The organism is Dactylosporangium salmoneum (genome assembly GCF_039532525.1).
In the GTDB taxonomy this organism is placed as follows: Bacteria; Actinomycetota; Actinomycetes; order Mycobacteriales; family Micromonosporaceae; genus Dactylosporangium; species Dactylosporangium salmoneum.
In genome coordinates, this window is record NZ_BAAARV010000142.1 from 15,538 (window position 1) to 35,615 (window position 20,078).

At 74.1% G+C, this 20,078-nt stretch carries 20 protein-coding genes; 16 read left to right on the plus strand and 4 right to left on the minus strand.

Annotated elements, in window-relative coordinates; translation table 11 throughout:
* Position 1: 1 nt before the first annotated feature.
* From pgsB to ABD352_RS55305, 3 genes are read left to right on the plus strand one after another with little or no spacing between them, the layout of a single operon-like run.
* The gene (pgsB, locus tag ABD352_RS55295; protein ID WP_344620743.1) at positions 2–1,282 is read left to right on the plus strand and encodes a poly-gamma-glutamate synthase PgsB; all 1,281 of its coding nucleotides are present in this window, start codon (positions 2–4) and stop codon (positions 1,280–1,282) included.
* Entirely contained in the window at positions 1,279–1,764 is a 486-nt protein-coding gene (locus ABD352_RS55300) for a poly-gamma-glutamate biosynthesis protein PgsC/CapC (protein ID WP_344620744.1), read from the plus strand. The genes pgsB and ABD352_RS55300 overlap by 4 nt, the downstream gene beginning before the upstream one ends.
* Positions 1,765–1,782: 18 nt before the next feature.
* On the plus strand, positions 1,783–2,844 hold the full coding sequence (locus ABD352_RS55305; protein ID WP_344620745.1) for an NlpC/P60 family protein: 1,062 nt from the start codon (positions 1,783–1,785) through the stop codon (positions 2,842–2,844).
* A gap of 305 nt (positions 2,845–3,149) precedes the next feature.
* Here ABD352_RS55305 and ABD352_RS55310 read toward each other — a convergent pair whose 3' ends face one another.
* Both ABD352_RS55310 and ABD352_RS55315 read right to left on the minus strand, forming a co-directional pair.
* The gene (locus ABD352_RS55310; protein WP_344620746.1) at positions 3,150–4,079 is read right to left on the minus strand and encodes a hypothetical protein; all 930 of its coding nucleotides are present in this window, start codon (positions 4,077–4,079) and stop codon (positions 3,150–3,152) included.
* A 9-nt stretch (positions 4,080–4,088) separates the two neighbouring features.
* Positions 4,089–5,393, minus strand: a complete 1,305-nt coding sequence (locus ABD352_RS55315; RefSeq protein WP_344620747.1) for an AAA family ATPase — start codon at positions 5,391–5,393, stop codon at positions 4,089–4,091.
* A 364-nt stretch (positions 5,394–5,757) separates the two neighbouring features.
* Between ABD352_RS55315 and uraD the strand changes: the two genes are divergently transcribed.
* The 12 genes from uraD (at position 5,758) to ABD352_RS55375 (ending at position 16,837) form a co-directional block, all read left to right on the plus strand.
* Positions 5,758–6,246, plus strand: a complete 489-nt coding sequence (uraD, locus tag ABD352_RS55320; RefSeq protein WP_344620748.1) for a 2-oxo-4-hydroxy-4-carboxy-5-ureidoimidazoline decarboxylase — start codon at positions 5,758–5,760, stop codon at positions 6,244–6,246.
* A gap of 174 nt (positions 6,247–6,420) precedes the next feature.
* Positions 6,421–6,723 carry a hydroxyisourate hydrolase gene (uraH, locus tag ABD352_RS55325; RefSeq protein WP_344620749.1) on the plus strand — a complete coding sequence of 101 codons (303 nt, stop codon included), beginning with the start codon at positions 6,421–6,423 and terminating at the stop codon, positions 6,721–6,723.
* Positions 6,724–6,726: 3 nt separating this feature from the next.
* Entirely contained in the window at positions 6,727–7,584 is an 858-nt protein-coding gene (gene pucL, locus ABD352_RS55330; protein ID WP_344620750.1) for a factor-independent urate hydroxylase, read from the plus strand.
* A complete protein-coding gene (locus ABD352_RS55335; protein ID WP_344620751.1) occupies positions 7,572–8,423 on the plus strand; it encodes an FAD binding domain-containing protein in 852 nt (283 codons plus the stop codon). The genes pucL and ABD352_RS55335 overlap by 13 nt, the downstream gene beginning before the upstream one ends.
* The gene (locus ABD352_RS55340; RefSeq protein ID WP_344620752.1) at positions 8,414–8,872 is read left to right on the plus strand and encodes a (2Fe-2S)-binding protein; all 459 of its coding nucleotides are present in this window, start codon (positions 8,414–8,416) and stop codon (positions 8,870–8,872) included. The genes ABD352_RS55335 and ABD352_RS55340 overlap by 10 nt, the downstream gene beginning before the upstream one ends.
* Entirely contained in the window at positions 8,869–10,206 is a 1,338-nt protein-coding gene (locus ABD352_RS55345) for an 8-oxoguanine deaminase (RefSeq protein ID WP_344620753.1), read from the plus strand. Before ABD352_RS55340 ends, ABD352_RS55345 begins: the two co-directional genes overlap by 4 nt.
* The gene (gene pucD / locus ABD352_RS55350; RefSeq protein ID WP_344620754.1) at positions 10,203–12,455 is read left to right on the plus strand and encodes a xanthine dehydrogenase subunit D; all 2,253 of its coding nucleotides are present in this window, start codon (positions 10,203–10,205) and stop codon (positions 12,453–12,455) included. Before ABD352_RS55345 ends, pucD begins: the two co-directional genes overlap by 4 nt.
* Before the next feature lies 1 nt (position 12,456).
* On the plus strand, positions 12,457–13,620 hold the full coding sequence (locus ABD352_RS55355) for a DUF6986 family protein (protein WP_344620755.1): 1,164 nt from the start codon (positions 12,457–12,459) through the stop codon (positions 13,618–13,620).
* Complete coding sequence (gene allB / locus ABD352_RS55360; protein WP_344620756.1) at positions 13,617–14,924, plus strand: allantoinase AllB; 1,308 nt, start codon at positions 13,617–13,619, stop codon at positions 14,922–14,924. Before ABD352_RS55355 ends, allB begins: the two co-directional genes overlap by 4 nt.
* Positions 14,921–15,907, plus strand: a complete 987-nt coding sequence (gene alc, locus ABD352_RS55365; protein WP_344620757.1) for an allantoicase — start codon at positions 14,921–14,923, stop codon at positions 15,905–15,907. Before allB ends, alc begins: the two co-directional genes overlap by 4 nt.
* 9 nt (positions 15,908–15,916) lie before the next feature.
* Positions 15,917–16,408: a flavin reductase family protein gene (locus ABD352_RS55370; protein WP_344620758.1), complete on the plus strand. Its 492-nt coding sequence runs from the start codon at positions 15,917–15,919 to the stop codon at positions 16,406–16,408.
* Between the two features lie 174 nt (positions 16,409–16,582).
* Positions 16,583–16,837: a DUF4190 domain-containing protein gene (locus ABD352_RS55375; protein ID WP_344620918.1), complete on the plus strand. Its 255-nt coding sequence runs from the start codon at positions 16,583–16,585 to the stop codon at positions 16,835–16,837.
* Between the two features lie 103 nt (positions 16,838–16,940).
* On the opposite strand, the gene ABD352_RS55380 is transcribed toward ABD352_RS55375, so the two are convergent.
* Together ABD352_RS55380 and ABD352_RS55385 are read right to left on the minus strand one after the other, a co-directional pair.
* Positions 16,941–17,420, minus strand: a complete 480-nt coding sequence (locus ABD352_RS55380; protein ID WP_344620759.1) for a GNAT family N-acetyltransferase — start codon at positions 17,418–17,420, stop codon at positions 16,941–16,943.
* 41 nt (positions 17,421–17,461) lie between these two features.
* A complete protein-coding gene (locus ABD352_RS55385; protein ID WP_344620760.1) occupies positions 17,462–19,408 on the minus strand; it encodes an ABC transporter ATP-binding protein in 1,947 nt (648 codons plus the stop codon).
* A gap of 93 nt (positions 19,409–19,501) precedes the next feature.
* Between ABD352_RS55385 and ABD352_RS55390 the strand changes: the two genes are divergently transcribed.
* The gene (locus tag ABD352_RS55390; protein WP_344620761.1) at positions 19,502–20,023 is read left to right on the plus strand and encodes a type 1 glutamine amidotransferase domain-containing protein; all 522 of its coding nucleotides are present in this window, start codon (positions 19,502–19,504) and stop codon (positions 20,021–20,023) included.
* Positions 20,024–20,078: the final 55 nt, after the last annotated feature.

The following is a 20,078-nucleotide window of genomic DNA, read 5'->3' on the forward strand; positions in this document are numbered from 1 at the left end:
CGTGCTGTATCTCTACGCCGTGTTCTCGCTGTGCTGCGTGACGGTGCTCGTCGCCGGCATCATCGAGCAGCGCAACCACTACCGCAACCTGGACAAGATCCCGAACCGGGTGCTGGTCAACGGCATCCGCGGCAAGAGCTCGATCACCCGCCTGTGCGCCGGCGCGCTGCGCGGCGGCGGGATGCACGTCGTGGCCAAGACGACCGGCACCGCCGCCCGGTTCATCTTCCCCGACGCCAGCGAGGAGCCGGTGCACCGCAAGTTCGGCATCGCCAACGTCGTGGAGCAGATCGGGATCGTACGGCGGGCCGCCGCCTACCACCCGGACGCGCTCGTCATCGAGTGCATGGCCGTGATGCCCGCGCTGCAGGAGGTCAACCAGACGAAGCTCATCCGCTCCACCATCGGCGTGCTGTGCAACGTCCGCGAGGACCACCTCGCCGAGATGGGCCCGACGCTCGACGACGTCGCCCGTTCGCTGAGCCTGTCCATGCCGGTCGGCGGCGTCTGCGTCACGGCCGAGCAGGAGCGGCTCGCGATCCTGCAGCAGGAGGCGGACAAGCGCAAGTGCCGCCTCGTCGCCGTGGACCCGGAGTCGGTCAGCGACGCCGAGATGGCCGGCTTCGGCTGGATCACGTTCAAGGAGAACGTCGCCATCGCCCTCGAGGTGGCCGCGCTGCTCGGCGTCGACCGGCGCAGCGCCCTGGCCGGCATGTGGGACGCCCCGCCCGACCCGGGCGTGCTGTCGGTGGTCCGGGTGGCGGCCGGCGACAAGCGGGTCCGCTTCGCCAACGTGTTCGCCGCCAACGATCCCGCGTCGACCCTCATGAACATCCAGCAGCTGCAGCGGCAGGGGCTCATCGACCGGCCGCTGACCATGGTGATCAACTGCCGGCCCGACCGGATCGAGCGCAACGGCCAGATGGGCGCCCTGTGCGGCGAGGTCCGCCCCGACCGGATCGTCATCATCGGCGAGCCGACCCGCAGCGCCCGCAACGCCATCCCGCCCGACCTGCAGGACCGCGTGGTCGATCTCGGCGCGAAGCTCACGCCCGAGGCCCTGCTGGACGGCGTGCTCAACGCCACGGCGCCCGACTCGTCGATCGTCGCCGTCGGCAACATCCACGGCCAGGGCGAGGTGCTCCTCCACGAGCTCGCCTCGCTGCCCAGCTGGGCGCCGGACGACCGGCAGCGGGCGCTCCCGCCGATGCTGCGCACCCCCGCCATCCCCGGGCAGCGGACCGAGCTCCGCGCCGCACCCCCTGGAAGGGTTCGTCGATGATCTTCGGAGGCGAGCTCAGCGCTCAGCTCTCGACCGCCTGCCTGGGCATCGGGCTGGTGTTCGCGCTGCTGTGCTACCTCACCACCAACCTCTCGCCGGGCGGCATGATCACCCCCGGCTGGATCGCGCTGGCCCTCATCGAGGACCCGCTCCAGGCGGCCATCGTGGTGGTGATGACCGTGGTGACCTACCTGCTCACCATGCTGCTGCGCCGCTTCGTGATCCTGTACGGCAAGCGCCTGTTCGCCGCCATCGTGCTGCTCAGCGTCTTCCTGCAGCTGACCCTGTTCGTCATCGTGCAGCGCGACCTGCCGCTGCTCTTCGCCCACCAGACCCTCGGCTTCGTCGCGCCGGGCCTCATCGCCTACCAGCTCGTGCGTCAGCCGCCGCCGGCCACCATCATGGCCACGACGATCGTCACCGGCATCACGTTCGGCGTGACGTTCAGCGGCATCGTCGCGGGCCTCGTCCCCGTCACGTGAGCAGGGTGGTGTGAGCTCATGGCCCAGTCCCCGAACACCCGCCGCGGCTCGGCGATCGTCGTCGGCGTCGCCTTCGTGCTCATCGCCGCCCTGACGGTCGCCGCCTACAGCGCGGTCCGGCTCAAGCAGGGTGATCCGATCGAGATCAGCCTGGGCACGTCGGCCGACCCGCTGCCCAGCTCCGGCTACGCCTTCCGCCGGGTGAGCGAGCCGCCCGGCACCGAGGTCGTGGCCGCCGACGGCAGCCGCGTCGCCCTGCTGACCGACGGCTCCCGCTCCGCCCGCCTGAAGGGCCCGGCCCGGACGTTCGTCGAGCCCCGCTTCACCAACGCCAAGATCACCCACGACGTCTACGTCCGCCTGCTGCCCCAGGAGTGGGCCGCGGGCGCCGAGCAGCAGCCCTGGTTCGCGGGCTGGCTCGCGACCGAGCTCGTCGACCCGAAGCCCGACGTGCTGGCCACCGCCCTGGAGTACACCTACGGCGCGCAGCCCAAGAAGGACGAGAAGGGCGTGCAGTACAGCGGCGACGCCGCCTTCGGCCCGCTCTCCGCCAGCGACCGCGACGGCCGCGCCGAGAACTCCGACTTCTACGACTATCTCGGCCTCAACTGGACCTTCCCGGACGGCAAGAAGGAGAAGCCGTCACCGGACCGCCTGCACAGCCTGGACTGCTCGGGCTTCATCCGCATGGTCTACGGCTACCGGATGGGGCTGCCGCTGCGCGACACGGACACGGCCGGCCCGGGCCTGCCGCGCCGCGCCTTCGCCATCGCCGAGTTCGGCCCGGGCGTTCTGGTCATCGAGAACACGGGCAAGCGGCCCTCGACCCTGGACCGCCTGGAACCGGGCGACCTGGTCTTCTTCTACGGCTCCCCGGAGATCGACTCGGACGGCGCCGACCGCCCCACCCACATCGAGCACTCGGGCATCTACATGGGCATCGACGACCGGGGCCACCAGCGCTTCATCTCCAGCCGCGTCGGCGCCAACGGCCCGACCATGGGCGATGCCGGTGGCGAGGCCATCCTGGACGGCACCGGCCACTTCGCGACCGCCCTGCGCGCCTCCAGGCGCCTGTGAGCCTTCCCGTCGCGGCCGGGACGGTGTAGCCGGCGAGGCGCGCCGGGACGGTGTGGCCGGCGAGGCGCGCCGGGACGGTGTGGCCGGCGAGGCGCGCCGGGACGGTGTGGCCGGCACGGCGCGCCGGGAGGATGCGGCCGGGCACGGCGCGCCGGGAGGATGTGCTCGGCAAGGCTCGCCGCGAGGGCAAGGCTCGCCGCGAGGCGTGGGCGGCGAGGCGCGCCGCGAGGCGTGGGCGGCGAGGCGCGCCGCGAGGCGTGGGCGGCGAGGCGCGCCGGGAGGGCGTGGGCCGGGGTCCGCGAGGACTAGCTGATGGGCAGGTGCCCGGCGACGACGCGGGCCACCACGTCGCGCAGCTGGGGGTCCCGGCGGACCACCCAGCCCAGCTCCAGGTGCAGGAACTGCGCGCCGATCTCGTCGGCGGCCTTGCCCTGCTCGTTGGAGGTGCCCTCCAGCCGGCCGCAGGTGGTGGCCCACGCGCGGCAGACGATGAGGCCGCCCGCCTTCAGGCCGTCGGCGATGTCCTTGGCCGCCTTGGTCACCTGGCCCACGCCGGTGGAGACCACGACCTGGGCGTCGGGGAGGTTCTTGTCGGCGAAGCCGTGCAGCTGGACCTGGCCCAGGCCGCCCTTGGCGAACTCGGTGGCCATGGCGTGGAACATCGACTTGTCGTTGTGGGCCACGTCGGCGGCGCCGCCGCCGGCCAGGCGGTGCTGGCCGGCGACCAGCAGGACGCTGCCGGGGACCAGGTGGTACAGGGATACGCCGAGGTCGTCGGTGTTGATGTCGAAGCCCGGGTGCGGTACCTCGAACACCACCCGCGGCGGCGCGGAGCGGTCGACCAGCAGGATGCCCCACGCGGGCGCGGACGTCGGCGACATGCTGAACATGCTGTAGCGGCGGTTGGTGATCGGGTCGACGCCGTGCGCCGTGGTGTAGCCGAGCTTGCCGAACGCCGCGTCCTGGCCGGCCTCGTCGTCCGGGTGGGCGAGGAGCTTGCGGATCGCGTCGCGGCCCCGGGCGCGCTCGTCGGAGGTCGGGTCGCGGTACGGCCCATCGGCGGAAACCTGGGCGGTGTGGGCCTCGATGATCGCCCCGGGATCGTCACCGTGGGCGACGGACCGGCCCGGCTTGGCGGCCGAGGCGCACCCGACCAGGAGTGTGATCAGCGCGAGCGCGACCGGGAAGACGATGCCGGGCCGGACACCGGTATGGCGGGTTCCGGTGCGGGACACCGACAGAGGCTATCCAAGGTCCGGTGCGATTCCAAACCGCAGACCCGTCAGGGTGTCCAGCAGTTCGGCGTGGCCGATCGGCGGGGCCGGGGTGCCGGTGCGGGCCTCGCGCATGGCCTTGGCCAGCTGGGCGCGGCGCAGGGCCTCCTTGAAGTCGGCGCCGGTCAGGCCGGTCGCGGCGGCGGCCAGGGCCGGGATGTCCAGGTCGTCGGCGAACATGCGGAAGCCCTGGGTCTCGTGCCGGGCGATCAGCGCACGGACGAGCTTGGTGAGGATGTCGGCGCGGGCCTGGGGGCCGGGCAGCGGCACGGTGAGCTTGAGGTCGAAGCGGCCCGAGCGCACGAGGGAGGCGTCGACGCGGTCCGGGAAGTTGGTGGTGGCCACCACGATGACGTTCGGGTTGGCCTCGATGAGGGAGTTCATCTCCTGCTTGAAGATGCCGGCCACCGCGTTGATCATCTGGTCGGCGGCGTCGAGCGCGGCGCCGGTGTAGCTGATGATCGAGTCGAACTCGTCGAAGAGCAGGACGGTGGGGGAGCGCAGGCCGCGGGCCTCGGCGAAGATGCGCTGGATGTTCTTCTCGGAGTTGCCGACCCACTTGTCGAGGATCTCCGGGGTGCGGATCTCGCGCAGGTCGGCGCCGATCTCGTTGGCCAGGGCCTGGGCGAGCATGGTCTTGCCGGTGCCGGGCGGTCCGGACAGCAGGATGCCCTGGGGGCGGGTGGCGCCCCAGCGGGCCATCACGTCGGGGTGGCGGAAGGAGACCGCCACGTCGCGGAACTGGGCCACGATGTCCGGCAGGCCGCCGACGTCGTCGAGCCGCACGCCCTCGCCGGCGGCGAGGGACGCGGGGCTCACGGTGACCGGGCCGGGCGTGTCGGTCAGCTCCATGACGGCGACGACCAGCGCGGCCAGCGACGCGGAGGAGAGCAGCAGGTCGGGGCCGTCCTCGCGGACCGTCACGGCCGGGTCGGCAACGTCGGCGGGGCGGGCCGGGCGGGCGCCGCGGGCCACCCCGAGCGCGATGAGCGTGCCGAGCACGGCGCCGGGCAGGCCGAGGAGGCGGAAGAGTGCGCCGCCGGCCGCCCCGCCGGCGAAGAGCCTGGCGAACGCGGGCAGGCTGAACGCGGCGCGGGACCATCGGGCGTGGTAGCCGCGGGCGTCGACGGTCAGCTCGATGCCGCGGTGGGGCAGGTCGTGCCCGATCGGGCGGGCGTCGCCCTCGGCGGCCAGCAGGTGCCCGTCGACGATGCGCACCACGCGCCCGCCGGCCTCGACCACCTCAACCGAGGGCCGCAGCCCCGCCTCGGTCATACGTTCGAGTCTGCCACGGAAATCGCGAAGCGCGACCGGGGCGCGTCCGGGTGCCCAGGACCGCGGCCCGGCCGAACCGTCCGAAGTGGACGGCGGAGCCTTGTAGACGCCGGCCAGGTGGCCCGGCGACGGGGACGATGGGCGGCGAAGCTCGAGAGGGTCGCGCGCCGCACCTCGACGGCGGCGAATCAAGATCTTGGCGCGGCGGGCGCGGTTTTCGCGGACTTGACGCTTCCGTTTCCACGCTCCGGCCTCGCGGTTCCGGACAAAACGCGGATACTGGACATGATCCCAATGGCCTGATCAAACGGTCTGGACATGAAACATCCCGGGAGTAACGTGCCGGGGATACGAGAGGGGTGTCATGCTCGATCGGTTCAACGGCCTCGCGCCCGAGGCCGCCGAGGAGGCCCTGCTCGCCTGCTGCGCGTCGCCCGGCTGGGCAGCCCGGGTGGTCGCCGCGCGACCGTACCAGACCCCGGCCGACCTGGTCGTGGCCGGCGTCAGCGCGTTCGACGAGCTGGGCTGGGCCGAGCTGCGCGTGGTGCTCGACCGGCACCCGCGGATCGGCCAGCAGCCCACCGAGGACGGCGCGGCGGCCACCTGGTCGCGCAGGGAACAGTCTGGCGTGCGGGGTGCGGAGGTGGAGCTCGCCGAGGTCAACGAGGCGTACGAGCGCCGCTTCGGCCACCTGTTCCTGATCTTCGCCACCGGCAAGTCGGCCGACGAGGTCCTGGCCGCCGCCCGTGGCCGCATGCGCAACGACGACGAGACCGAGCAGACCGTGGTCCGCGGCGAGCTCCGCAAGATCGTCGAGCTGCGACTGGAAACTCTGGCGGAGGGCGTTGCATGAGCGGTCCCGGACGAAACGGCAGCAGACCCGAACCAACAGGCAGCGGTCCCGAACGATCCGCAAGCGGTCCCGAAGGCAGCAGAGGGGCCGTATGAGCGGTCCGGAGCGAAGCGGAGGGGCCGCGATCAAGAAGCGCAGCCTGGGCTCAGGCACCCGGAGCGAAGCGGAGGGTGCATGAGCCTGTCGACCCACGTGCTCGATACCGCGCGCGGCATCCCGGCGGCCGGGGTGCCGATCCGCCTTGAGACGGCCGAGCGGATCCTCGTGGGCGACGGGCTGACCGACCTCGACGGCCGGCTGCGCTGGGACGACGTCGGCACGGGCCGCTTCCGGCTGATCATCGACACCGCCGCGTACCTCGGCCCGGACGCGTTCTTCCCCGAGGTGTCGATCCTGTTCACCATCGCCGACGCCCGGCACCACCACGTGCCGCTGCTGCTGAGCCCGTTCGGATACTCGACCTACCGGGGGAGCTGACCCGTGCCGACATTCGAGCTGGGCCCGAATCAGTACGGCAAGGCCGAGACCCGCCTCGTGCGGGTCGAGCGGGCCGCCGGCGGGGACCGCATCACCGACCTCAACGTCAGCGTGGCGCTGCGCGGCGACCTCGCCGCCAGCCACCTGACCGGCGACAACGCGGCCGTGCTGCCCACCGACACGCAGAAGAACACCGTCTACGCCTTCGCCCGCGAGCACGGCATCGCCGGCGCCGAGGGCTTCGCGGCGCGGCTCGCCGAGCACTTCGTCGCCACGCAGCCGGCCATCCACGAGGCGCGGGTGTCGATCGAGGAGTACCCCTGGAGCCCCGTCGACGCCGCGCACACCTTCCGCCGCGACGGGGGCGAGGTGCGCACGGCGGTCGTGCACCACGGGCCGTACGGCACCCAGACCGTCAGCGGCGTGAAGGGCCTGGTGCTGCTGAAGACCACCGGCTCGGAGTTCCACGGCTACGTCAAGGACCGCTACACCACGCTGCCCGAGACCCGCGACCGCATCCTGGCCACGTCGGTGGACGCCACCTGGCGCGGGCTCGAGGGCTGCCCCGACCCGGCCGCGGCCCGGGCGGCCCTCGTCGAGGCGTTCGCCGACACCTACAGCTACGCCCTGCAGCAGACCCTCTTCGCGATGGGCTCCCGGGTGCTGCAGCGCTGCCCGGAGGTGGTGGAGGTCAGGCTGTCCCTGCCCAACCGCCACCACTTCCTCGTCGACCTGGCCCCGTTCGGCCTGGACAACCCCAACGAGGTCTACCACGCCGCCGACCGGCCCTACGGGCTCATCGAGGGTGTCGTGCGCCGCGACGGGGTGGAGATCCCTGAGGAGGTTGCGTGGACTTTCTGAGCGCGTCCACGTGGGACGAGGCGCTCGCCGCCAAGGCCGCGCACCCCGAGGCGGTGCCGATCGCCGGGGGCACCGACGTGATGGTCGAGCTGAACTTCGACCGCCGCCGCCCGGCCGCGCTGCTGGACCTGACCCGCGTCGGCGAGCTGGCCGAGTGGGGGACCGACGGGGATCTGCTGCGCATCGGCGCCGGGGTGACGTACCGCAGAATCATCGACGAACTCGGCGGGCGCCTGCCCGGCCTGGCGATGGCCGCCCGCACGGTCGGCTCCCCGCAGATCCGCAACCGCGGCACCGTCGGGGGCAACCTCGGCTCCGCCTCCCCGGCCGGCGACGCCCACCCGCCCCTGCTCGCCGCCGGCGCCGCCGTCGAGGTCGCCTCCGTGCGGGGGGTCCGGCGCATCCCGGCCGCCGAGTTCTTCACCGGCCCCAAGCGCAGCGCCCTGGCCCCCGACGAGCTGATCGCGGCCTTCGTCGTCCCGCCGGCCGCCGGCGCACAGCAGTTCGCCAAGGTCGGCACCCGCAACGCCATGGTCATCGCGGTGTGCTCGTTCGCCCTGGCGCTCGACCCGGCCCGGCGCACCGCCGGCACCGGCATCGGCTCGGCCGGCCCGACCCCGCTGCGGGCGGAGGCGGCCGAGGCGTTCGCCGCCGAGCTGCCGTGGGAGGACCGGCTTGCGCTGGACGAGGCGACCGTGCGGCGCTTCGGCGAGCTGGTCGCCGCGGCCGCCCGGCCCATCGACGACGTGCGGGGCAGCGCCGCCTACCGCCGCCACGCCCTGGCCGTGCTCGGCGCACGGACGCTCCGGTGGGCATGGGAGGAGTACCGATGCGGGTGAATGTGACCGTCAACGGCGAGGAGGTCTCGGCCGACGACGTATGGGAGGGCGAGAGCCTGCTCTACATGCTGCGCGAGCGGCTCGGCCTGCCCGGCGCCAAGAACGCCTGCGAGCAGGGGGAGTGCGGCTCCTGCACCGTGTACCTGGACGGCACCCCGGTCTGTGCCTGCCTGGTCGCCGCCGGGCAGGCGCAGGGGCGCGAGGTGCGCACGGTCGAGGGCCTGGCCACCGGCGGGGAGCTGCACCCGATCCAGCAGGCGTTCCTGTCCGCCGGCGCCGTCCAGTGTGGATTCTGCACCCCGGGCTTCGTCGTCGCCGTGCACGACCTCCTGACGCGCAACCCACACCCGAGTGAACCTGACATCCGCGAGGCGCTCGCCGGGAACCTGTGCCGCTGCACCGGCTACGAGCACATCGTGGCGGCCGTGCGACTGGCGGCGCCGCGATGATCGTCATCGAGGGCTGCGCGGTCGCGACCGTCGACGCGGCCGGCACGGAGCACGCCGACGGGCACGTGGTCGTCGCCGGCGACCGGATCGTCGCCGTCGGGGCCGGGCCCTACCGCGGCGACGAGAGCGTCACCCGGGTCGACGGCCGCGGCTGCCTGGTCACGCCGGGCCTGGTCAACACCCACCATCACCTGTACCAGTGGGCCACCCGCGGCTACGCCCAGCAGGAGATCCTGTTCGGCTGGCTCAAGGAGCTCTACCCGGTGTGGGCCCGCATCGACGTCGGCGCCGTGCACGCGGCCGCGGCCGCGGGCCTGGCCCAGCTGGCGCTGTCCGGCTGCACCACGAGCACCGACCACCACTACGTCTTCCCGCGCGGCGGCGGTGACCTGCTCGCCGCCGAGATCGACGCGGCCGCCGCGGTCGGGCTGCGCTTCCACCCGTGCCGCGGCTCGATGGACCTGTCGGAGAAGGACGGCGGCCTGCCGCCCGACTCGGTGGTCGAGGACACCGACGCGGCCCTGGCGGCGACGAAGGACGCGATCGACCGCTTCCACGACCCGTCCCCGGGCGCCATGGTGCGCATCGCGGTCGCCCCTTGCAGCCCGTTCTCGGTCACCCCGCGGCTCATGCGGGAGGCGGCCGAGCTGGCCCGGTCCCACGACGTGCGGCTGCACACGCACCTGGCCGAGACGATCGAGGAGGAGGCGTACTGCAAGGAGGTGCACGGCTGCACCCCGGTCGAGTACGCCGACTCGCTCGGCTGGCTTGGCGAGGACGTGTGGCTGGCCCACGCCGTGCACCTCGACGCCGCCGCGATCGCCCGCCTCGGCGCTACCGGCACCGGCATCGCGCACTGCCCGAGCTCCAATGGGCGGCTCGGGGCCGGCATCGCCCCCGTCCGCGACCTGCTCGACGCCCGGGCCCCGGTCGGCCTCGGCGTCGACGGCGCCGCCTCCCAGGAGGCCGGGCAGCTCGGCGCGGAGCTGCGCCAGGCGCTGTACCTGGCCCGCCTGCGCGGCGGGCCGGCCGCCCTGACCGCCCGCGAGTCCCTGGCCCTGGGCACCATCGGCGGGGCCCGCTGCCTCGGCCGGGCCGACGAGCTCGGCTCGCTGGAGCCCGGCAAGCTCGCCGACATCGCGCTGTGGGACCTCTCCGGGCTCGGCCACGCCGGGATCGCCGACCCGGTCGCCGCCCTCGTGTTCGGCCCGGCCGCGCCGCTGCGCCTGCTGCTCGTCGGCGGCCGGGCCGTGGTCCAGGCCGGCGCACTGTCCACCGTGGACGAACAGGTCCTCGCCACAGATCTGACCCGCGCGGCGAAGGAGCTGCGATGACGGTCGTCGCCACGAAGGCCGGGCACGGCATCGGTACCTCGCCGGTGCGCCCGGACGGCATCCTGAAGGTCACCGGCGAGTTCGCGTTCTCCTCCGACCTGTGGGCCGACCGGATGCTGTGGGGCGCCACCCTGAGAAGCCCCCACCCGCGGGCCCGCATCCGCGGCATCGACCTCACCGGCGCCCTCGCGCTGCCCGGCGTGCACGCCGTGCTCACGGCCGAGGACGTGCCCGGGGCCAAGCACTACGGCCTGGAGCACCGGGACCAGCCGGTGCTCGCCATGGGCCAGGTCCGCTACGCCGGCGAGCCGGTCGCCATCGTCGCCGCCGACCACCCGGAGACCGCCCGCCGGGCCGCCGCCGCCATCGCCGTCGACTACGAGGTCCTCGCGCCCATCGTGGACAGCGAGGCGGCGCTCGACCCCGCCGCCGAGCGGGTGCACGAGGGCGGCAACCTGCTGCGGCACGTGCCGATCCGCAAGGGTCCGCAGGACGCCACCGCGCCCGTCGTGGTCACCGGGGAGTACGAGGTCGGCATGCAGGACCAGGCCTTCCTCGGGCCGGAGTCCGGGCTGGCCATCCCGGCCGAGGACGGCGGCGTGGACCTGTTCATCGCCACCCAGTGGCTGCACGGCGACCTCGGCCAGGTCGCCGCCTGCCTCGGCCTGCCGCCGGACAAGGTGCGGCTCAGCCTGGCCGGGGTCGGCGGCGCCTTCGGCGGCCGCGAGGACGTCTCCATGCAGGTCCACGCCTGCATGCTGGCGCTGCACACCGGCCGGCCGGTGAAGATGGTCTACTCCCGCGAGGAGTCGTTCCACGGCCACGTGCACCGCCACCCGGCCCGGCTGCGCTACGAGCACGGCGCCGACGCCGACGGCCGGCTCGTCTACGTGAAGGCCCGGATCGTGCTCGACGGCGGCGCCTACGCGTCCACCTCGATGGCCGTCGTGGCCAACGCGACCACCCTCGGCGTCGGCCCCTACCGGGTGCCCAGCGTGACCATCGACGGCTACGCCGTCTACACCAACAACCCGCCGTGCGGCGCGATGCGCGGCTTCGGCGCCGTCCAGGCCTGCTTCGCCTACGAGTCGCAGATGGACAGGCTCGCCGACGCGCTCGGCCTCGACCCGGTCGAGCTGCGCGCCCGCAACGCCCTCGAGCCCGGCGACACCATGCCGACCGGGCAGGTCGTGTCCGGGCCCGCCCCGGTCGCCGAGCTGCTGCGCCGGGTCCAGGCCGCGCCGCCGCCCGGGCCGGTCACCGACCCGCGCGAGCGGCCCGGCGGGGCGGCCAACACGACCCGCGGGGAAGGGGTACGGCGGGGCGTCGGCTACGGCATCGGCATCAAGAACGTCGGCTTCTCCGAGGGCTTCGACGACTACTCCACCGCCCGGGTGCGACTGGAAGTGGTCGGCGGGGAGGCGGCCGCGGTCGTGCACACCGCCGCCGCCGAGGTCGGCCAGGGCCTCGTCACCGTGCAGGCGCAGATCGCCCGGACCGAGCTCGGCGTCGAGCAGGTCACCGTCGCCACGGCCGACACCTCGGTGGGCAGCGCCGGGTCGTCGTCGGCGTCGCGGCAGACGTACGTCACCGGCGGCGCGGTCAAGGCGGCCTGCGAGGCGGTGCGCCAGGAGGTCCTCGATCGGGCCGGGGTGCCGGACGGGCGCCTCGCCGGCGGGCGGCTGCTCTCCGCCGAGGGGGAGGTGGTCGCCGACCTCGCCGCCGTGCTCGGCGACCGGCCCGTCGAGCGGACCGTCGAGTGGCGGCACAGGCCCACCTTCCCGATCGACCCGCGCACCGGGCAGGGGGACGCGCACGTGCAGTACGCATTCGCCGCGCACCGGGCCACCGTCGACGTCGACGTCGAGCTCGGCCTGGTCCGGGTCGTCGAGATCGCCACCGCGCAGGACGTCGGGCGGGCCCTGCACCCGCAGTCGGTGCGCGGGCAGATCGCCGGGGGCACCGCGCAGGGGCTCGGGCTGGCCGTCATGGAGGAGATCCAGGTCGTGGACGGGCTGATCCGCAACCCCTCGTTCACCGACTACCTGATCCCGACGATGCTCGACGTACCGCCGATGCGTATCGAAGTTCTGGAGCTCGGCGACCCCGAGGCGCCCTACGGCCTGCGCGGGGTCGGGGAGCCGCCGACGATCTCGTCCACGCCGGCCGTCGTCGCCGCGATCCGGGCCGCCACCGGCCTGGCGCTGCGGCGCGTCCCGGTCCGGCCCGAGCACCTGACGGGGACCTGACATGGCGCTCACCGACCGCGACCTCGAGGAGCTGACGGCCCGCGCCGAATACCTCGACCGCCTCCAGCTGCCCGGCCAGGCCGACGTGCGGCCGGTCCGGGAGCCCAGCCACACCGCGTACGTGCCGGCCGACAGGTTCTCCGCGTCGACGGTGGGGGACTGGGCCGCCGAGGCCCGGGCCCTGGTGCGCGACCACGGCAGCCCGCCGTTCCCCGGCGCCATCGTCGAGATGATCCTGGCCAAGCTCGTCACCGAGCCGATCGAGGACCTGCGGGTCGACTTCGAGGACGGCTACGGCACCCGCCCCGACGAGGAGGAGGACGCCCACGCCGCCGCGGCCGGGGCGGTCCTGCGCGCGGACGCGCCGCCGTTCTTCGGCCTTCGCGTGAAAAGCCTCGAGCCGGCAACGGTACGGCGGGCAGCCCGCACCCTCGACGCGTTCCTCACGGCCCTGGGCCCGCCGCCCGAGACGTTCGTCGTGACGTTCCCGAAGGCCACCTCGGCAGGCCACGCCGACGCCGCCGTGCTGCTGTGCCGCCAGCTGGAGCACGCGCACGGCCTGACCGAGGGCGTGCTGCGCTTCGAGCTGCAGGTCGAGGCCCCGCAGGCGATCCTCGGCGCGGACGGGCGCTGCCCGCTGCCCGACATGATCGTGCGCTCCCACGGCCGGCTCACCGGCCTGCACTACGGCACCTACGACTACAGCACGGCGCTGGGCATCGCCCCGGCGTACCAGTCCCTCGAACACCCCGTGGCCGACCACGCCAAGGCCGTCATGCAGGTCGCCGCCGCCGGCACCGGCGTGCACGTCAGCGACGGCTCCACCAACGTCATCCCGGCCGGCGACACCGCCGCCGTCCACCGCGCCTGGGCCCTGCACGCCCGGCTGGTGCGCCGCAGCCTCGAGCGCGGCATCTACCGCGGCTGGGACCTGCACCCCGGGCACCTCGTCACCCGCTGGGGCGCCACGTACGAGTTCTACCGCGACGGCGTCGAGGAGGCGAGCATCCGCCTCGGCCACTACCTCGGCCGCCGGGTCCGCGGCCACCTCGACGAGCCCGCCACCGCCCGGGCCATGGCCGCGTTCCTGCTCCGGGGCCTGCACTGCGGGGCGCTGCGGCCCGCCGAGCTGCGCCACCCGATCGAGGTGCTGGAGGCCCTGTGACCTTCTCGCTGCGCTCGCGCCAGGTGTACCTGCCCGGCGGCCCGCGGGCCGCGACCGTCACCGTGGCCGGCGGGCGCATCGCCGCCGTGAGCGGCTACGAGGACCCGGTGGACGGCCCGGTCACCGACCTCGGCCCGCTGGCCCTGCTGCCGGGCCTGGTCGACACCCACGTCCACGTCAACGAGCCCGGCCGCACCGAGTGGGAGGGCTTCGCCAGCGCCACCCGCGCGGCCGCGGCCGGCGGCGTGACCACGATCATCGACATGCCGCTCAACTCCCTGCCCCCGACCACCAGCGTCGCGGCCCTGGAGGCGAAGCGGGCCGCGGCCCTCGGCCAGTGCCACGTCGACGTCGGCTTCTGGGGCGGCGCGGTGCCCGGCAACGCCGCCGACCTGCGCCCCCTGCACGACGCCGGGGTCTTCGGCTTCAAGAGCTTCCTGGCCGACTCGGGCGTCCCGGAGTTCCCGCCGCTGGACGCGGCCGGCCTCGCGGACGCCTTCGCCGCCGTCGACGCGCTGTTCATCGTGCACGCCGAGGACCCCGAGCGGCTGCGCGAGGCCCGCTCGTCGCGCGCCTACGCGGACTTCCTCGCCTCCCGCCCGCCGGCCGCCGAGGTTTCCGCGGTCGGCATCGCCCTGGCCGCCGCGGCCGCGGCCGGCGCCCGGGTGCACATCCTGCACCTGTCCGCGGCCGACGCCCTGCCGGGCCTGCGCGAGGCCAGGGCCGGCGGGGTCCGCGTCACCGCCGAGACCTGCCCGCACTACCTGACGCTGGACGCCCTCGCCGTGCCCGACGGGGCCACCGAGTTCAAGTGCTGCCCGCCGATCCGCGACGCCGGCAACCAGGACCGGCTGTGGGGCGGCCTGGCCGACGGCACCATCTCCGTCGTCGTGTCCGACCACTCGCCGTCCACTGCGGAGCTGAAGCGCCGCGACACCGGCGACTTCGCCGCCGCCTGGGGCGGGATCGCCTCGCTGCAGCTCGGCCTGCCCGCCGTGTGGACCGCCGCCCGCGAGCGCGGCTTCACCCTCGCCGACGTGGTCGGCTGGATGGCGACCGGCCCGGCCGACCTGGTCGGCCTGGCCCGCAAGGGCCGCATCGCCGTGGGCGCCGACGCCGACCTGGTCGCCTTCGACCCGGACGCCGTGTTCGTGGTCGACCCGGCCGCCCTGCACCACCGGCACCCGGTCACCCCGTACGCGGCCCGCGAGCTGTCCGGCGTGGTCCGCACGACGTGGCTGCGGGGCGTGCCGACCGGCGCTTCCCCCGCCGGCGAGCTCCTGCTGCGAGAGGATGTTCCATGACGTTCACGGATCTTCCCGACCTGGCGTCGCGGGTGCTCGGCGGCGGCGTGGTCGACGCCAACGACGAGTTCTTCGCCGCCCGCGACAACCTCGTCAACCCGGAGCCCTCGCAGTTCGAGACGTGGACGTACGGACCCAAGGGCAAGGTGTACGACGGCTGGGAGACCCGCCGCCGGCGCACCCCCGGCCACGACTGGGCGGTCGTGCGCCTCGGCGCTCCCGGCGTGATCCGCGGTGTGGTCGTCGACACGGCCCACTTCACCGGCAACTACCCGCCGTTCGTCTCCGTCGAGGGCTGCGCGGTCGACGGCCACCCGTCCCCGGCCGACCTGGCCGCGGCCGACTGGGTCGAGCTGGTCGCGCGCTCGGCGGTGCAAGGCGACGCCCACAACCCCTTCGAGGTGACCCACCCGGACCGGGTGACCCACGTGCGCCTCAACATCTACCCCGACGGCGGCGTGGCCCGGCTGCGGGTGCACGGCAGCGTCGTACCGAATCCCGATTTCCTCTACGGCCTGACCGTGGACCTGGCCGCCGCCGAGCTCGGCGCCGTGGTGGCCGGCTGCAGCGACATGTTCTACGGCTCGCCCGGCAACCTGCTGCTGCCCGACCGCGCCCGGCAGATGAGCGAGGGCTGGGAGACCGCCCGGCGCCGGCGCGAGGGCAACGAGTGGGTCCTGGTCCGGCTGGCCGTCCCCGGCGCCGTCCGCCTGGCCGAGATCGACACCACGCACTTCAAGGGCAACGCCCCGGGCGCGGCCTCCCTGCGCGCCACCGCCGACCCGGACGACGACTCCGCCTGGTTCGACCTGCTCCCGCGCACCGGCCTGCAGCCCGACACCAGGCACCGGTACCGCCTCGACTCCACCCGCGAGGCCACCCACGTGCGCCTGGACATCTACCCGGACGGCGGCGTCGCCCGCCTCCGGCTCTACGGTGAGGCCACGCCTCACGGTGAGGCCGCGCCGGGTACCCGCGGGTAGGGTTGGGTGGTGACCATCGCCGCCATCGACTCAGGTCTCTTCCGACGGGTCTTGCGGCGGCACGCGGCGTCCGTGGTCGTGGTCACCGTGCCCGGCCCGGTGGGCTTCACCGCCACCTCGTTCACCTCGGTCTCCCTCAACCCGCCGCTGGTCTCCTTCTGCGTGGGCCGGGGCGGGTCGGCCTGGTCGTCGTTGAGCGCCACCCCGGTCGTCGGGGTGCACGTGCTGACCGCCGGGCAGGAACAGGTGGCCCGGGTCTTCGCCACGCCTGGCATCGACCGCTTCGCCGCCTATCCGGGGCCGTGGCACCCGGGCCCGCACGGCGTGCCGCTGCTGGACGGTGCCCTGGCCGTGCTCGTCTGCCGGGTGGCGAACCAGGTGGACGCCGGCGACCACGCCATCGTGGTGGCCTCGCCGGTGCACGCCTGGCACCACGACGACGCCGAAGCCACCCCGCTCGTCTACCATGACGGCGCCTACACGGACCTCGGCACCGTCTGAGCCGCACCGGCATCCGTGGTTGTGCACCGTTCGATACAGTGCGGGGACCGTCGAGGGGGAGGGCCGGCAGCCGTGGACGAACCGTCGCAGCCACAGGAGCCACTACAGCCGCTGCCGCAGCCGCAGCCGCAGCCGCAGCCGCAACTGCCCCTGCCGCCCCCGCAGGTGGTGTACATGATGGCGCCGCCGACCAACACCTACGCGATCCTCGCCACCATCTTCGCGTTCGTCGTCTTCGCGCCGCTCGGCATCTACTTCGGCTACAAGGCCCGCAAGCAGATCGCGCAGACCGGCGAGCGCGGCAGCGAACTGGCCACCGTGGGCATCGTCGCCGGCTGGATCATCAGTGTCCTGCAGGGCGTCTTCATCCTCGTGTGGTGCGGTTTCGTGGCCATCATGGTCTCCAGCGGCCTGCACAGCGCCCCGTAGCCGGACCGGCCCCTCAGCTGAACTGGTCCGCCATGCCGGCGGTCCAGGGCACGTCGATGACGAATCGGTGCGGGCGCCCAGTGGGTGGAGCACGCCCGCCGGCTCATGCCGGCGGCCGTAACACCATCCAGGGGCCGTGCTCGAGCACGAAGCCCAGCCGTTCGTACACCGGGAGGCCCTCCTCCGACGGGCGCAGGCGGATCTGGCGGACCCCGTGCTCGGCGAACCAGCCCAGCAGCGCCGTGAGGCACGCGGTCGAGTAGCCGCGCCGACGGTACCGCGGGTCCGTCGCCACATTGAAGACGTACCCGACGAGTCCCTCCGGGTTGGCCGGCGACCCGAGCCGCTCCTCCATGGTCCCGGTCGCGCAGGCCGCCAGCCCGTCCCCGTCCGGCCGGTCGACCACGAACGCCGCGAGCCCGGCGTCCCCGGCCGGCAGCCGCCGCCGCAGCGACGCCGCCGAGCGCCGCGACCACTCCCCGGGCGGCACCGGCGCCCCGTCCATGGCCTCCAGCATGACGATCCGCAGCCGGATCAGCTCCTCGGCGTCGTCCGCCACGGCCCGCCGTACGTCGAGTTTCACGCCCCGTGCTCCCCGTCCTGTCCGAACCGCTGGCCCGGCCGTCATTCTTGCCGCGCGGCGTCCGGCATGTCAGCCCCATTTGCCTGCCTCGGCGCCGCCGGCCGGCCCGGTGCGGCGCCGGTGGCGTAGCCCGTGGCCTGCAACGCGAACAGCTCGGCGTAGCCGCCGCCGGCCGCGATCAGCTCGTCGTGGGTGCCGTGCTCGGTGATGTGGCCGTCGCGCAGGACGTAGATGTGGTCGGCGTGCCGTACGTTGGCCAGCCGGTGCGTGATGAGCACGGTGATGCGCCGCGGGGCGCCCGCGCGCAGGGCGGCGAAGAGGGCGTGCTCGGCCCGGGCGTCCAGCGCGGCCGACGGCTCGTCGCAGATCAGCACGGGCGCGTCGCGGTAGAACGCGCGGGCCGCGGCCAGGCGCTGCCACTGGCCGCCGGAGAGGTCCTGGCCGCCGCGGAAGTTGCGGGACAGCAGGGTCTGGTAGCCGTCGGGCAGGCCCTCGATCATGTCGTGCGCGCCGGCCCGGCGGGCGGCCGCCTGCACCCGGCCGTCGGCGGGCTCGTCGTCGGTGCCCAGCAGGATGTTGCGCTCGGCGGTGAAGGGCCAGTGCCAGTACTCCTGGCTCACCATCGCCACGTGCCGCCACACGTCGTCGGGGTCGGCGCCGGACAGCGACCGGCCGTCCCAGCACACCGCGCCGTGGTCCGGGTGGTAGAGCCCGGCGATCAGGCGGGCGAGGCTGGTCTTGCCGGAGCCGTTCTCGCCGACCAGCGCGATCGTCTGTCCATGGTGGACGGTCAGGGAGGCGTCGGTGACGGCGGGGGAGTCGGTGTCGGCGTAGTGCAGCGTCACGCGCTCCACGCTGATGGTGTGCGGGGCGGGCAGCGGACCGCGCTGCGCCGGTATCCGCGGCATGCGCTGCCCGGCGCGCTCCAGGAAGCCGGTGTAGTCGCTGAAGTACAGGCCCTCCTCGTAGACGCGGTTGACGTTGGTCACGGCGAGGGCGAGCGCGGTGCGGGCGGCCTGCAGGGCGAGGACCGCGGTGCCGGCCGAGGCCAGCGGCAGGCTGCCCTCGATCAGCAGGGCGCCCAGCACGGCGTACACCCCGGCGGTCGCGATGCCGGAGAACACCGAACCGATCAGCCGGGTGACGGTCTGGCGCCGCACCACGTCGAGCTCGGTGACCGTCTCCGCCCGGGCCATCTGGTCGTACTCGCGCAGCAGGAACGGCCGCATCGTGAAGGCCCGCAGCTCGGCCGCGGTGGCCCGGTGCGCCATCAGGTCGGCGAGCATCCACAGCCGGCGCCGGCGGCTGGTGTGCGCGTGGTTGCTGAGGTACGCCAGCCGCGCTGCCCGGATCGCCGCCCACGCCGCCGGGACGCTGGCCAGCAGCAGCGCGCCGAGCAGCAGCGGGTGCAGCAGGGCCAGGGTCAGCGCGGTCGCGGCCAGGCCGGCCAGCCCCGCGCTCAGGTCGATGGCCGCCCGCACCAGGAACTGCACGGCGAGCGAGCCGCGGTTGCGGGCCCGCTCCATCTCGTCGGAGAAGCCGGCGTCGTCGAACGCGGCCAGCTTGACCCGGGTCGTCAGCTCGAACAGCCGCCGCTCGGCGGTGTTGAGCACCTGCGGCTCCAGCCGGGCCTGGGCCCACCCGGCGGCGATGGACAGCCCGCTGCGCGCCGCCGTGGCTGCCGCCACCATGGCCAGCGACGGCAGCGCGGCCCGCACCCGCTCCAGCGTCGGGCCGGCGTCGAACAGCGCCTGCAGCACCCCGCGGGTGGCCAGCAGCCCGAACGCGGTCGCCACGCCGGTGCACAGGTTCAGCACCAGCGCGGCGAGGGTGTCCCGGGCGCTGGCCTGCCAGGCCAGCGTGACCGCCTGGCGCAGGATCGAGGGCAGCCGCCGGGCCATCGCCGTGAAGCGCACGTTCGCCATGGCCACGCTGTGCGAGTCCCAGCCGGCCGCCTTGAGCTCGGGGAGCGCGGACTGTTTCGCCATTGACCCTCCTCGACGCTGGGAAGCGTAACCCGGTTGGCCCGCCCCGAAAGGGGTACGGGAACGCCGTAGGCACCCGAGAGGAGGACGTGAGCGATGGATGTCGCATTTCTGGTTGCCCGCGAGGGCATCGAGCAGGCCGAGCTGACGGAGCCCTGGAAGGCGGTCGAGCACGCCGGCCACATGCCGCGGCTGATCTCGCCCGAGCCGGGCCGGGTGCAGGCCTACCACCACCTGAACCCGGCCGACAGGTTCGAGGTCGACGTGGTCGCCGCCGACGCGCGCGCCGCCGACTACGCGGCCCTGGTGCTGCCCGGCGGCGTGGCCAACGGCGACCTGCTGCGCTGGCAGGCCCCCGCGGTCGAGTTCGTGCGCCAGTTCGCCGCGACGGGCCGCCCGATCGCGGTCATCTGTCACGGCGGCTGGATCCTGATCGAGACCGGCACGGTGTCCGGCAAGCGGATCACCTCGTGGCCGTCCCTGCAGACCGACTACCGCAACGCCGGGGCCACCTGGGTCGACGCCGAGGTAGTGGTCGACGGCAACCTCATCAGCAGTCGCAAGCCCGACGACCTGCAGGCCTTCTGCAAGGAACTCGTGGCGGCCCTGTCCGGCTGAACCGCCGGCTGAAACGTCGAACGCCCCCCGCGTAGCTCGCAGGGGGCGTTCGACG